Below are 14880 nucleotides of genomic sequence, written 5' to 3'. Positions count from 1 at the left end.
CTTAAAACATGAAGAACATCACTACAAAAATTTTCATTTTCCTTTGTTGCCTCAGTAGCTTTTCACTGAAGCTCGCTGTTGCAAGCGACCCAACTACTTCCGCCCCTGCGCCAACGCAAGCGGCAGCCAATGTGATTTCACTTTTCAGTAATGCCTATTCCAATGTAACGGTTGACACCTGGTCAGCAGTTTGGGATGTCGCTGATCTTAGCAATTATGTAATTGGCACCAGCGATTCAGTAAAGAAATACAGCAACCTCGCATACTGCGGAATAGAGTTTACCTCGCAAACGATTGATGCAACCAACATGACCTATTTCCATACGGATTTGTGGACACCGGATGCTGCAACATTTAGTATTAAGCTCGTGGATTTTGGAGCAGATGGAGCATACGGAGGTGGTGATGATACCGAACAGGAACTGGCCTTTAATGCAACCACTTCGCCTGCGATAGTTACGAATACCTGGATCAGTTTTGATATTCCTATTGCGAATTTCACTAACATGACTTCCAAGCAGCATATTGCACAATTGCTGTATGTTTCAGCAAGCAATACTGCATTTGTTGACAATATTTATTTCTACAACGGAGGAACTACAGTTACCGAACCAACCACTTCTGCTCCTTTACCTACTCCCTTGCAAACCGATGTCATTTCCTTGTTCAGCAATGCATATAACAATGTACCGGTTGATACCTGGTCCGCTTCATGGGATGCCGCCGACCTCAGCAATTATGTAATAGGAACCGGTGATTCAGTGAAGAAATATAGCAGCCTGGTTTTCTGTGGCATTGAATTTACCTCGCAGACAATCGATGCTACTAACATGACCTATTTCCATACTGATATCTGGACACCTGATGCTTCCACATTTGGTATGAAGCTGGTAGATTTTGGCGCCGACGGTGCTTTTGGAGGAGGAGATGACACCGAACAACAACTGGATTATAACGCAACCACTTCACCAGCTATAGTTACCGGAAGCTGGATCAGTTTCGATATTCCACTTTCTCAATTTACAGGATTGACTTCCATGGCACACATGGCACAATTGATTTATGTTGCCGGCGGAAGCACTGTTTATGTAGATAATGTTTACTTCCATAAATTGTCGACCGGCATTCAGGACATTCAATCGGTCAGCAATCTTTTTAAAACGTATCCAACATTGGCTGATGCCACTATAAATGTTGCATTGAATCATGCACCATCCGGAGAACCGGTAACACTAACCGTTTCAAATATGCTTGGTAAAGAGGTATATAACCAAACCGTGAATAACCAATTGTCTGGAATTTCAACCATTGATTTGCCTTCAGGATTGTATTTAATTTCCATCCGCACGGGAAACGTGATACAGACTCAAAAAGTAATAGTTCGTCATTAATCATTACCGTAAGTTTTTTCATAATTGCTCAGCTTGCTGAGGGGGAACCTGGTTCCCCCTCAGATCAGGCCTGATAAAGAAAGACCACTCCATATGATAAAATTCATGAAGTACGGAATCATACTGCTCCTCTGTTTAAACTGTTCCGTGATCTATGCGCAAGGCACTTTAACCGTCAATGGCACTGTTACAGATGCCGGTGGACCATTGATCGGCGCAATTGTGCTGGAAAAAGGCACACAAAACGGTGTTGTAGCCGATGAGAACGGTAATTTCTCGATTAACGTAGCCGGAAAGTCCGCCATCCTCGTATTTTCTTATGTAGGACATAAAAGTCAGGAAGCAGCAGTAGGCAATCAGTCAACTGTTAATGTAGCACTGGAGAATGATGATTTGCTCAATGAAATAGTGGTAGTCGGCTATGGAACACAGAAGAAAAGTGTTACTACCGGAGCAATTTCAAAAGTACGCGGCGATGATCTGGAAAGTATGCCGGTAATGCGTATTGAACAATCACTGCAAGGCAGAACCTCCGGTGTTTGGGTTACTTCCAATTCCGGTTCACCAGGCGCGGCCGCAACTGTCAGGGTTCGTGGCACCACTTCCATCAATAACTCCGATCCGCTGTACGTAGTGGATGGTGTTCCTATTTCCGGTGGTATAGACTACTTAAATCAGGGCGATATTGAGAGTATAGAGGTTTTAAAAGATGCTGCTTCAGCAGCAATATACGGTGCGCGGTCAGCAAATGGTGTAATATTAGTTACCACGAAAAAAGGGAAGAAAGATATGTTGGAAGTGTCGTTGAACAGTTATTATGGAATACAAAATCCAACCCGTCAACTTTCACTTTTAAATGCCACGCAATATGCTATTCTCATGAATGAATCATCGGTAGCATCAGGTGGTAATGTTTTATTTTCTAACCCTGATTCACTGGGTGAAGGAACAGACTGGCAGGCTGCCGTTTTTGAAAAAAATGCGCCGGTTCATAATCATGATCTCAGTATTTCCGCCGGCTCCGGTAAATCAATGTACTATGGTTCCTTTAGCTATTTCGATCAGACAGGTATTGTATCGTCTAGCCAATCCAGCTTTCAACGGTATACAATCCGTTTCAATGCAACCCACAATATCAACAAATACATCACGGTAGGTCATACTTTAGGTTACACCCGCAACAACGGACAAGGTGTTCCGGACAATACCGAATATGGTTCGCCGCTCGGTCGTGCAATCAATCTTGATCCGATAACTCCGTTGATTGAAACTCGTCCGGATGTACTGAACAGTGATATCTTTCAAAACTTCGCGGTAGTATTGGATGATAACGGACAACCTTATGGCATTTCGCCTTATGTAACATCGGAAATACTGAATCCTGTAGCAGCCATTAAAGTAAATCAAAGCAACGGTTGGGGCGATAAAATTGCCGGCAATGTGTTTTTGGAACTGATGCCTTTCAAAGGATTCAAATACCGCAGCGCATACGGAGTTGATTTTGCGTATTGGGGTGCAGAAAGTTTTTCACCGGTTTATTATCTGAATGCCGCAAACAGATTGGACATCAACCGCTATGCACGTTCGCAAAACCGTGGCATCTACTGGAATTGGGACAACACGATTTCATATCAGAAAACATTTGCTGAAAAACATAACTTTAATTTTCTGGCCGGCATGGTGGCAGAACATAACCAGGGAGAAGGTTTGACTGGATCAGTACAGGACATTCCAGCAACTGATATATCAAATGCCTCACTCCTCTTTGCTGTTGCTCCGGAGAACCAGGGTTTCGGTGGTTATGAATATGAAGGTGCTTTGGTTTCTTATTTAGGTCGTGTTACGTATGATTTTTCCGGTAAATATCTTTTTTCAGCACTTTTCAGAGTCGACGGATCACCTAAGTTCGGTGAGAATTACCGTTATGGAACTTTTCCTTCTGTATCCGCAGGCTGGGTGGTTACAGAGGAAGATTTCTTTAAAAACAATGCCTACGTTAATTTCTTAAAGATCAGAGGATCATGGGGCATCAATGGAAATGACAAGATCGGTGACTTCCGTTTTGTTTCTACTATCGGCGGGTTCCGCAATTATACTTTTGGTGTTGATGAATCACTCATCAATGGTTCTACGCCAAATGCACTTGCTAATCCTGACCTCCGTTGGGAAGAAACAAAACAAACCAACTTTGGATTGGATGCAAGGGTATTCAAAAATTTCACGGTCACGTTTGACTGGTTCATAAAAAAAACCAGCGGAATGTTGCTTGATATTGCTGTTCCGGGTTACGTCGGTAATGCTGGTCCTGTCGGGAATATTGCTTCCATGGAAAATAAAGGAATAGAATTGGAATTAGGATATACCAAAACGATAGGAACAGTAACCCTTGATTTCAGCGGCAATCTTTCACATTTTAAAAATACCGTTACTGATTTAGGACCTGATAAAGAATATATCGTTGGACAGACCTTCAGCCCGCAAGGTCTTGAAATCACACGCTCTTCAGTGGGTGAGCCGTTTGGTTATTTCTTTGGTTACAAAACGGATGGCATTTTCCAGAATCAGGAAGAAGTAAACAGTTACACCGGAATTGACGGACAACTGATTCAACCCGATGCAACACCGGGTGATTTCAGATTTGTTGATATCAATGGTGATGGAATCATTGATGCCGATGACCGGACAAAAATTGGCGATCCGGTTCCGGATTTGATTTATGGATTCACCCTTTCAGCGAGTTGGAAAGGATTTGATATTATTTTGTTCGGGCAAGGTATTGCCGGTGCACAGGTATTTAATGCTACCCGCCGATTTGATTTGCAAATGGCAAATATGACTACCGATGCTCTCGACCGTTGGACCGGTGAAGGAACATCCGATTCATATCCGCATTTGGTGATGAATGATCCCAATAAAAATTTCAGCAGCTCCTCTGATTTTTATGTGGAGAATGCGTCCTTCTTTCGTATCCGGACATTGCAACTCGGTTATACTTTGCCGCTCGAGATCACTTCCAAAGCAGGCATTAAAAAAATACGGGTGTATGTTTCAGGAAATAATATCGGAACCATCACCAAATACCATGGCTTCGATCCTGAAATTGGCGGCAGCAGTTTTGGAGTTGACAGAGGCGTTTACCCGCAGGCCATGTCCTTTCTCATTGGAGGCAATATCACTTTTTAAGTTTTTAACATCTGAAATCACATCTTAAAAAAGATAGAAAATGAAATATCTCAATCGTAAAATCCTATTCTTCTCCATCGCAATGATGTCAATGATGTCTTGCGGCAAAAGCTTTTTAGAACTTGAACCGATTGGTACGCAACTGGAATCAAATTTCTACCAGACCGACGAAGAAATTTTTGAAGGCGTGGTTGCGGTGTATGATGTAACACAATGGGGCGGTACCAACGGATGGACAATGAAACTTGGTTTGCTCAACGCGGCTTCAGATGATTGTTATGCCGGAGGCAGTGATGCATCCGATCAGCCTAACTGGGTGGCCTGGGATAACTTTACGCTTGATCCTTTTCTTGGCCCTCAAAGAGGTTTATGGAATAAAAACTATACTGGAATCTATCGTGCCAACCTGATCCTTGAAAAAATGGAAAATCCGGATATAAAAGATATGACGCCGGAAAAAAAGGCACGTTATATCGCGGAAGTAAAATTTTTACGCGCCTATTTTTATTTCGACCAGGTAAGAATGTTTGGAAATATTCCACTCATCACAAAAACACTCGGACCGGAAGAAATTTATACGCAAACACAAACTACTCCGGCAGCTATTTATGCTCAGATCGAATCGGACCTCCAGGCAGCGGTTGGTGAATCGCAGTTACCTGAAACGGTTACACCGGATGAACTCGGACGCATTACAAAAGGAGCTGCTAAAGCACTACTTGGAAAAGTTATTTTGTTTGAAAACGATAATGCAAGAATGGCGGAAGCAGCATCTTTACTTGAGGATGTGATCACCTCAGGTATTTATGCATTAGAAACAAACTACGCCGACATATTTAAACCTGATAATAAATTTGGTGTAGAGTCTGTTTATGAAATTGTTCACTCAAGCAATCAACATGGCGGTTATGAAAATTTTATCAACTTCACTGAAGGCAATTACAATGTTCAGTTTTTCGGCATACGCGATTTTGTAGGACCTGACTATGCAAATGGCTGGAGCTTTTGTCCTATCACAGAAGATCTGGTTGATTTCATGAAAAATGATCCGCGTTTTGCAGCGACCATTATTGATGGAAAAGCACTCAAAAATGCGGGCGCCTCTTATACCGTCAGTTATCAGAATACTGATTACTTTATCAACAAGTACGCGCCGCTACAGGATTTTAAAGCCACTTCCGGTGAGCCGGCATTAAACTGGGGCTATAACATTAAAGAGATAAGGTTGGCTGATGTGATGCTGATGGCCGCCGAGGCATTTGCCAGATCAGGTGATGAAGGAAAAGCCAAACTATATCTCAACCAGGTGCGAAGCCGTGTTGGCTTGCCTGACAGAGTTTCAAGTGGAACAACCTTGCTCGACGACATTGCCACCGAACGCCGTTTGGAACTTGCAACAGAAGGAGCACGATTCTGGGACCTGATCCGCACGAATAAAGCAACTACCGTTTTAGGGGCTCTCGGCTATCAACCAAACAAGAATGAATACCTGCCGATTCCACAACAGGAAATCGACATTTCGCAAGGTGCCATGGTTCAAAATCAGGGGTACTAAAAAAAAATTCAATCAGGATTTCAGTTGTAAAATTCTAATCTTTTGTTAAAAATTTAATATGTATTTGAACATGAAAAAACTAAAAGAACTCGGATGCATGCTGGTGATTTTTTTCAATATCCAGGCATGCCAGCAAGATAATATTACTGACCTGCCTGCTCCGCCAACGGTATCATTTGATGTGCAAACAACAAGCAGTCCTAATTATTTATTACTGGTTGATCAAACGCCTGGAACCTTCCTTCACAAATGGGATTTGGGCAATGGTGCAAAAGCGGATTCTTCCGTGGTGGAAGCTTACTATCCTTACGCGGGAACTTACACTGTAACACTACAATCATTCAATGCCGGTGGTTTTGGCACTGCCACTAAAGAAGTTACGATTGGGCAGGATGATCCTGACGCTTGCTTCGGCAATATCAAATTGCTTACATCATGCAGTACCAAAACATGGGTGCTGGAACCTGCCGCAGGCGCATTGAAAGTGGGGCCTGATGCTGACTTCACTACCGTTTGGTACCAAACCGGTGAAGCAGATGTTGCTGTGCGCAGTTGCATGTTCAATGATGAATATAGCTTCAGTATTGACGGCACCTTTCAGTATGATAACAAAGGTGATTTTTGGGCAGACACTGATAATTCCGGCAATGTTACACCTGCTGATATGGGATGTGCTCCAGGTTGTCAACCCTCCACTGCATGGCCTCCGCAATACAACGACTGGAACTCTAACATCAATAGTTTCACAGTGAATGAAACTGAAATAACACTCAATGGATCAGGGGTATTTTTGGGACTCTACAAAGTTGCAAACGGAATGGAAGTAGTTACGCCACAGAGCAACATTACCTATCAGATAAAAGAACTGACAGAAGATAAACTGATTGTGCTCATCAATTTTGGACCAGGTTTTTGGCAATTTACTTTTGTTCCTAAGTAAGATTTCTATTTTTTGATAGCTTAACTTCGGTTACATCTCAAGAAGCAAAAAAATTAACCCGAAAATGAAAAACATGTTTTTAATTGCTTTAATTATCTGTACCTCCTGTAATGATAAAAATACAGAGACGCCTGCACCTGCTCTTCCATCCTTGTCCATCAACAGCGTTACACTTTTTGAAGGTGATGGTGCTTCAAACTTTCCATTCAAGGTAAATTTAAGTAAGCCAACAGATAAAGAAGTGACCGTGAATTTCACAACAAAGGATAATACAGCGCTGGCTGGTAATGACTATGAAATGCAAAGTGGAACGCTCACCATTCCTGCGAACAGCAATGAGGCAGCTATCAATGTAACAGTGATTGGTGACACTGTTAAGCAAACAGATAAGCAATTTGAAGTGGTGTTGTCAAATCCTGTGAATGCCACATTGGCTACTAACGAGGGAACAGGAACCATTCGCAATGATGACACTTACATATATGTGCCACTTGATGGTTACATCACACCGGAAAGTTATGCAGGATACAATACTCTCTGGAAAGATGAATTCAACGGCACTTCAATTGACAATACAATATGGGGATATGATATTGGTAACAGCGGGTGGGGAAATAATGAATCTCAATATTACACCAACAGTTCAGGCAATTCTTATGTTTCCAACGGTAATCTGGTGATTGTGGCCAAGAAAGAAAATTATGGTGGCAGCGAATATACTTCAGCAAGACTCTTAACAAAAAATAAAAAGGACTTCACTTTTGGTAGGGTTGATATTCGTGCCGTGTTGCCAAAAGGACAAGGTATATGGCCTGCATTGTGGATGCTGGGTTCAAAGATTGATCAGACAGGCTGGCCTAATTGCGGAGAGATTGATATCATGGAAGTTATCGGAAGCATTCCGAATGTGGTAAATGGAACTATTCATTATGGACCACAGGGCGCAACGCAAAGCACTTCACTTACTGCTACTCAGGCTTTAACCTCCGGTGATTTTTCTGATAAATACCATGTGTTTTCCCTTATCTGGTCGCAAGGTAGTATTCAGATTTTGGTAGATGACATTTCTTACTTTCAGGTTACGCAAGCGCAGGTTGGCGCCATCTATCCATTCAACGAACCATTCTTTGTCATTTTTAATGTAGCAGTCGGTGGCAATTGGCCCGGCTATCCGGATGCTACCACCGTTTTCCCACAGCAGATGCTGGTGGATTACATCCGTGTTTTTGAAAAATTGTAAGATGAATAGCTGATATTTTTTCAGGAAAATATCAATCGGATCTTATCAGCACCGGAAATTTCTGAAGATTAAGCACACGCTTTTTGATGCGTGCAGCCATAGGTTTGTTTAAAAAAAATCTTTACCCATGAATATTAAAAAATACAATTTTCACTTTATCGGACTACTCCTCATCTTTGCTGTATGTTCAGGACAAAAAGAAATGCCGGAAACACGAACAGTTCCATTATCGCCAAAGGATGAATTGATTGAAACGTTGCTTGCAAAAATGACACTGGAAGAAAAATGCGGCCAGTTGAATTTTGTGGTAGGTAGCATATTAACAGGACCGGCTGCTACCGCTGAAGTTAAAGTTTCCAATTATGATGAAGCCATCCGAAAAGGCAGGATAACTGGCATCTTCAACACAAATGGCGCAAAAAATATCCGTCACCTGCAAGAGGTTGCAGTGAAGGAATCACGATTGGGAATTCCATTACTGATTGGAGCCGATATCATTCATGGTTACAAAACGATCACTCCTATTCCCTTAGGCGAGGCAGCAAGTTGGGATCTGGCTGCGATAGAAAAATCAGCGCGGGTTGCTGCGAGAGAATCAAGTGCATCCGGTATCAACTGGACTTTTGCACCCATGGTTGATATCTGTCGTGATGCGCGCTGGGGCCGTGTGGCTGAAGGCGCAGGTGAAGATCCTTATCTGGGAAGTCTTATTGCTGTGGCCCGTGTAACAGGTTTTCAAGGCAACAATTTAAAAGATGCAAATACAATAGCTGCCTGCATCAAACATTTTGCCGCTTATGGCGCCCCTGATGGAGGGCGTGATTACAATACAGTCGACATGTCGGAACGCAGGTTACGTGAAACCTATTTTCCGCCATATAAAGCAGGATTGAATGCAGGAGCTGCAACCATCATGACCTCTTTCAACGAATTAGATGGCGTACCTGCAACAGGTAACCCTTTCTTATTGGATGAAGTTTTACGCAAAGAATGGCTCTTCAAAGGTTTAGTTGTTTCCGACTGGCAATCTATTGAAGAAATGATTTCACATGGTAATGTGACTGATCGGAACGAAGCAGGTGCATTGGCAATTAAATCAGGTGTGGATATGGACATGATGGCTGATATCTACATAAAAGAATTACCGGAAATGGTGAAGAATGGCCGCGTAGCTATTAAGTATGTGGATGAAGCCGTTCGTAGAACACTGGCATTAAAATATGACCTGGGTCTATTTGATAATCCCTATCAATATGGTGATGAAAAAAAAGAAGCTACGGAAATTTTATCTAAGGAAAGTCGTGCTGCCGCATTTGACATTTCAAAAAAGTCCATCGTGCTATTACAAAACACATCGAATATTTTGCCATTGAACAAATCAATTAAAAGTATAGCACTGATTGGTCCTTTGGCAGAAGATAAAACCGAACAAAATGGTTGCTGGGCATTTTTTGGTGAAGCAAAAGATGTAGTATCCGTAGCAGAAGGCATCAAAGAAAAAGTGGGTGCAAATTGTAAAGTCATGATCGCTAAGGGCTGCGACTTTTATACAAACGATACCAGTGGATTCAGCGAAGCAAAAAAAATTGCGCAGCAATCAGATGTAGTTATTCTTGCAGTGGGTGAGTCTGCAGTAATGAATGGTGAAGCCGGCAGCCGTTCAGATATTCGCTTGCCTGGTGCGCAGCAACAATTGGTAAAGGCAATGATGGCAACAGGAAAACCGGTGATAGTATGCATGTTTCATGGCCGTCCGATTGACCTGAGTTTCCTGGAAGATCAGACACCTGCTGTACTGGCCTGCTGGACACTTGGTACTGAAACAGGACATGCCGTTGCCGAAGTATTGTTTGGTGATTATAACCCTTCGGGAAGGTTACCCATTTCATTTCCACGCACCGTTGGCCAGGTGCCCATTTATTATAATTCCAAACAGACGGGACGACTCTATACGGGCAACTATAATGAACCTTCCACGGAACGTGTCTATCGATCGAAATACCGCGATACTGAAAACTCTCCTTTATTTCCTTTTGGATACGGATTGAGCTATACTACTTTTAAGTATGATGTTGTGGTTTTAGATAAAACAGAAATCAATGAGGATGGAACTGTAACTGCTTCCGTACAAGTGAGCAATACCGGAAGCCGTGATGGCGAAGAAGTGGTGCAGCTTTATATCCGTGATTGGGTAGGCAGCACCACGAGGCCAGTGAAGGAGTTGAAAGGTTTTCAAAAAATATTTTTAAAAGCGGGAGAAATAAAAACTGTTTCATTCAAAATAAGCAACGAGATGTTATGCTTCTATCGTGAAGATATGAGCTGGGGTGCTGAGGCAGGAAAATTCACAGCCTACATCGGTGAAAACTCCTCCACTAAAAACGGGCATGATTTCTTTCTAAAGTAAGCACGATTCCGTATAAAGTGTGATGAATTGCCATTGGAAAATATTCAAGAAGCCAATACGGAAACAGGCGAAAAATATTTTAATGGATACATCCAACTCATGTGGCGTAAAATAAAAAGCCGGGCAGCTTAATGCCCGGCTTCTTATTGTGTTGTTGCTAATTATTTTTTTATCAGCTTGATATTGACTGAACCGGATGTTGTTGTCATTCTTGACAAGTATATACCTGCTGCAAAAGCTGAAGCATCAACGGTTACTTCGCGACTGTCAGGATTTAAATTGTACACCTATTTGCCGACGGCATCGAAAATTTCAATCGTGGAAATTTTTTCTTTTGAGGTGATGGTCCACTGACTGTTGGAAGGATTTGGATAGGCGTTCAGCACTTCAACTGCAGGATCGTTGATACCAAGCACCACTTCGCCGAATGCTACATCGTCAAAATAATAAGTTTTCTCACCGGCGGTTGCGCCATCTGTGCCGAAATTAAAAAAGAGGGAAGCCATGTTATAGTGCCAGCCCATGCTCAGGCCTACACTCAGCAATTCTGTTCCAGGCGCCTGGTTAATAAAATCAAAAACAAGGCTTTCCCAATTGGCCGTGAGCGTGGTATTTAATTCCGTTTCACAGGTGTGTGTCGGATCATTTGAATCCTCCACTTTCAGTCGAATGGGAGTGCCGGCAGCCGGCGACCACACACGAACAGTCATTTTGCTATCGGTAAGTGTCAATGGAATATTGGTGGCGAAACCTGAGGGTGTTCCAATGGTAGTACCCGCCCAGGTGGCAGCACCTGCTGTTTTGATCACCTTTATCACCATGTTGCCAGCGTTAGTTGGATCAACAACCAGTGAGGATACATTACCGCCAAAATCCGTGGTGCTGTAGTTGGTGCTGGTTCCTTCAAAATCAACAGGCAAATCAATTTGCGCTCCGGTATATACTTGCTGAATATCATCGAAGAGAAAAGTGGAACTGGCTGAACCGTTGCCTACATTACCAAAATCAAACATGAAAACCAGGTTGTTATAAACTGAAGGTTGGCCGGAGAAATTCCACGACATGGTTTCCCATTGATTAGAAACCGTTGTAGGTACATCAGCTTCTGCGGAACCGGTTCCGTTTTCTAATTTAATTTTTACGATGGTGCCAGCCGGAGCGGCTGTGTATACTTTCATAGATATAATGCCTGCGGTCGAAAAATCAAGGTTATTGGCCATGATTAGTTTGCTGCCTCCCCAAACCTGGCCTCCATTGCGAACAATCTGTGCCACTTTTCCACTGGTGTTATTTCCTGAAGATTGAGGATTCGCGATGACGGTAGCGGTGCCGCCATCAAAATTGATAAAGTCGGCAGTTGTGATGGCCGACTCAAAGTCAATCGGTAATGATTGTGCATATCCAAATGCGCTGGCAAATAGAAAAATAATGAACGTAAATTTTCTCATGAACTTTAATTTGATAATTACAAAATTGTAGCTGTAAAATACTCTTAAAATTCGATTTTATGGCTGAAAAAAAACCAAAATAAGTGGATACCAAATTGGCATTAGCTAACAGGATGCACAGGTGCTTTCATGTTATTGCTATTCACCCAAAGTCTGGTGAATTATGCTCGTGCTTTCATCGTCGATGACAGTTTTCAGTATGCATTGGTTGTGCTTTTTGATGATGTATTTTCCAAGGCGAAAATTCTGTATCGCAATGTTTTCATTTGTTCAAGCACATGAGAAAGGAGCATCAATCAGCGGAACAATGGCGAAATTGTATGTTCCACTGGCAAAAACCCTCTTCAGAAAATGATCCGCTGAAGAGGGCTTTTTTTTCTACAAAAAATGTGGGGCTAATGCTGCACCAGGAATTTTTGAATGTGCGATTCGTTGCCGGATTTCATCACGCATACAAACAGTCCATTTGAAAAACCGGTTGTATTTATTTCTGTACGATAATGAGGATCATCAAGCACTTCATTCTTTAAAACAGATTGTACAACTCTGCCAGTTACATCCATTATATACAGTTCGACAGGCGTATCATTTTTCCAGTCGAATTCAATAGTCGTAAACGGGCCAGCAGGATTCGGATAGATGCTGATGGTTAAATCATGAGATGATGATGCCTGCAATTGACCTTCACTCACCGTTTCATTTTTGAGATCACCGGAATTATAATCACTCATCTCACACTTGTCAATAAAAGCAGTAAATAAACTTCCACTGAGTGACGTAAATCCCGGGTGAAATGTGATGAGATTTCCACTCTCAACAGTTACGATAGCCCCTGAATTAATGGTAGTGTTGCAATCAGTTAAAAAATTATTGAAGAAAACAGTCGCATTACGCACTTCTTCAGCAGCGTCAATTGAAGTAACAGTAGCATACGTTCCACACAACGATGCAAGATTATAAGGCGTGTAATGTGTAACGCCCACCGCCATAAATGCTTCCCCAACGGAAATCACTTCCTGCGAACAACTGCCAAATAAATCTTTAGCTGATTGAATCCATGCATTACGTGCGGTAATGTAACCGTCGTCACCATCGAGGTAATTCATCATTGCCTGCCAGGCAATGTCCCTTGCACTTTCCCATCCGATACTGGTTACATTATATTCCCAGCCAAGGTCGTTGGTACCGCTTCCTCCATTCGCTAAGAGGAAGAATACAAAATTCTGCACACCACTATTGGTATGTACACCACCATTGTCATCATCTCCGCTTTCCCAATTGGTTCCCAAATAAGTGTCAGGCTGTCCATCAGATTTTGGATCGGAAAAAGATCTTAGTTCGCCATCTGATTTATCGCCGCCCACCATCCAGTCAATGGATCCTTCAACATTGTTCTCCACCATTTCACCAAAGATGTCAGCAAAGGATTCATTCAGTGCACCTGACTCATCAGAATAATCTAATGCATCGAAATGCGCATATTCTATTATACCGTGCGTGTATTCATGTCCTACAATATCGAGCGTGTTGAAATCATCGGTGGTACCGGATGTGCAATCCGAGCCAGCTCCAAAATTGAGATTGTCAATGATGTTGGTATAATTCGCATTACTACAGTATTCAGCGCCACCATCAGTCGTGTATTTGCGATTGCTGAATAGATCAATCAAACCATCATCACCATCAAAACTTTCATGACCATGCGTATTTAAAAAATAGTTGTATGCTTTCTTGGCTGACCACAATGATGTAATCGTCATTCTGCTGCTGCCTGTTGTAGTCCAGTCGTTATTCCCATCGCATTTGTAATAATCGTCACCGGAAAAAGAATCAGCATACCAGCTTTTGATTTCCGTATCGGGATTGCAATCATCCCAAGAGAAATAGGACGTTTCAATATCACCGTCAAAGTCGCATGCAGTGGTGGTGAATTTAGTTTGTACAGTTTGCGTACCATTGAACGTAGTTTGTGCTGTGCCTGAAGAACAGAATACATCGAGCGAACGGGAGCGAATTACATTTCCTGTTTGTGCATCAATGTAAACATACTTTGCAGCCCATGGTTTTTCAGCAAACACTGCTACACGATAGGCAAGCTCATAGTTTGATGGTTCCTTTACACCCTTTGCATCCTTTTTAATAATCAATAATTCCGCATGAGGTTTTAAAGTAGCATGGGCATCATTCTTCGCCTTCTTAAAATCTGCTTCGCGTGTTGCGTTTTCCCAAAGATATTTTTCAGCAGGAACCACTTTCAATGCAGCTTCTACAGCAGCGGAAGGAACGATGGTTGCATTCACATTAAGATCAAGATCCGCGATAAAATCACCGTTGGCTAAATAGGCCCTGCCTTTTTTCTCATGCACAAGTTGTTCGATCATTTCCACTCTTACACCTTTATAGAATTGTCCATAACGAAAGTGTGAATTTCCTGCAGGATCTGTTTTCACGTTAAGTATGCGCATTTCATCGAGGTTGCCGCGTAATCCTATAAGATCAGGTTGCTCTTCGAAGAGATGTGCCGCTGTATAAGGCGCATCATTTCTGAATTCAATCCATCCGGGCTTGCTGTCGGGATGAAGGTAGATGCTGAATTTTTTAGTAAGTAAATCTATGCGCTGCAGTTGCTGCGCTTGTATCCATTGCGCCATCAGTAATATGATGAAGCAAGAAGTTAGAAGTGTCCTTTTCATGATTTTGTTTTTTGTTGATATGA

At 42.3% G+C, this 14880-nt stretch carries 8 protein-coding genes; 6 read left to right on the top strand and 2 right to left on the bottom strand.

The genetic code is table 11. From position 1 onward, the window contains the following. The first annotated feature begins 8 nt into the window (after window positions 1–8). The 6 genes from IPO83_11125 (at window position 9) to IPO83_11100 (ending at window position 10716) form a co-directional block, all read left to right on the top strand. Window positions 9–1391, top strand: coding sequence for a T9SS type A sorting domain-containing protein (locus IPO83_11125; protein ID MBK9731817.1), 1383 nt, complete (start codon window positions 9–11; stop codon window positions 1389–1391). 93 nt (window positions 1392–1484) lie between these two features. Beyond that, window positions 1485–4574, top strand: coding sequence for a TonB-dependent receptor (locus IPO83_11120; protein MBK9731816.1), 3090 nt, complete (start codon window positions 1485–1487; stop codon window positions 4572–4574). Window positions 4575–4614: 40 nt separating this feature from the next. Further along, on the top strand, window positions 4615–6129 hold the full coding sequence (locus IPO83_11115) for a RagB/SusD family nutrient uptake outer membrane protein (protein MBK9731815.1): 1515 nt from the start codon (window positions 4615–4617) through the stop codon (window positions 6127–6129). A gap of 70 nt (window positions 6130–6199) precedes the next feature. Then, window positions 6200–7069, top strand: coding sequence for a PKD domain-containing protein (locus IPO83_11110; GenBank protein MBK9731814.1), 870 nt, complete (start codon window positions 6200–6202; stop codon window positions 7067–7069). Between the two features lie 298 nt (window positions 7070–7367). Then, window positions 7368–8309 carry a glycoside hydrolase family 16 protein gene (locus IPO83_11105; GenBank protein ID MBK9731813.1) on the top strand — a complete coding sequence of 314 codons (942 nt, stop codon included), beginning with the start codon at window positions 7368–7370 and terminating at the stop codon, window positions 8307–8309. 202 nt (window positions 8310–8511) lie between these two features. Further along, window positions 8512–10716: a glycoside hydrolase family 3 C-terminal domain-containing protein gene (locus tag IPO83_11100; protein MBK9731812.1), complete on the top strand. Its 2205-nt coding sequence runs from the start codon at window positions 8512–8514 to the stop codon at window positions 10714–10716. 287 nt (window positions 10717–11003) lie between these two features. Here IPO83_11100 and IPO83_11095 read toward each other — a convergent pair whose 3' ends face one another. Both IPO83_11095 and IPO83_11090 read right to left on the bottom strand, forming a co-directional pair. Then, window positions 11004–12164 carry a hypothetical protein gene (locus tag IPO83_11095; protein MBK9731811.1) on the bottom strand — a complete coding sequence of 387 codons (1161 nt, stop codon included), beginning with the start codon at window positions 12162–12164 and terminating at the stop codon, window positions 11004–11006. Between the two features lie 395 nt (window positions 12165–12559). After that, window positions 12560–14857 carry a M4 family metallopeptidase gene (locus IPO83_11090; GenBank protein ID MBK9731810.1) on the bottom strand — a complete coding sequence of 766 codons (2298 nt, stop codon included), beginning with the start codon at window positions 14855–14857 and terminating at the stop codon, window positions 12560–12562. Between the last annotated feature and the right edge of the window lie 23 nt (window positions 14858–14880).

The sequence above is a fragment of the Chitinophagaceae bacterium genome (genome assembly GCA_016717285.1).
GTDB lineage: Bacteria > Bacteroidota > Bacteroidia > Chitinophagales > UBA10324 > JACCZZ01.
This window is presented reverse-complemented; position numbering and strand designations above follow the sequence as displayed.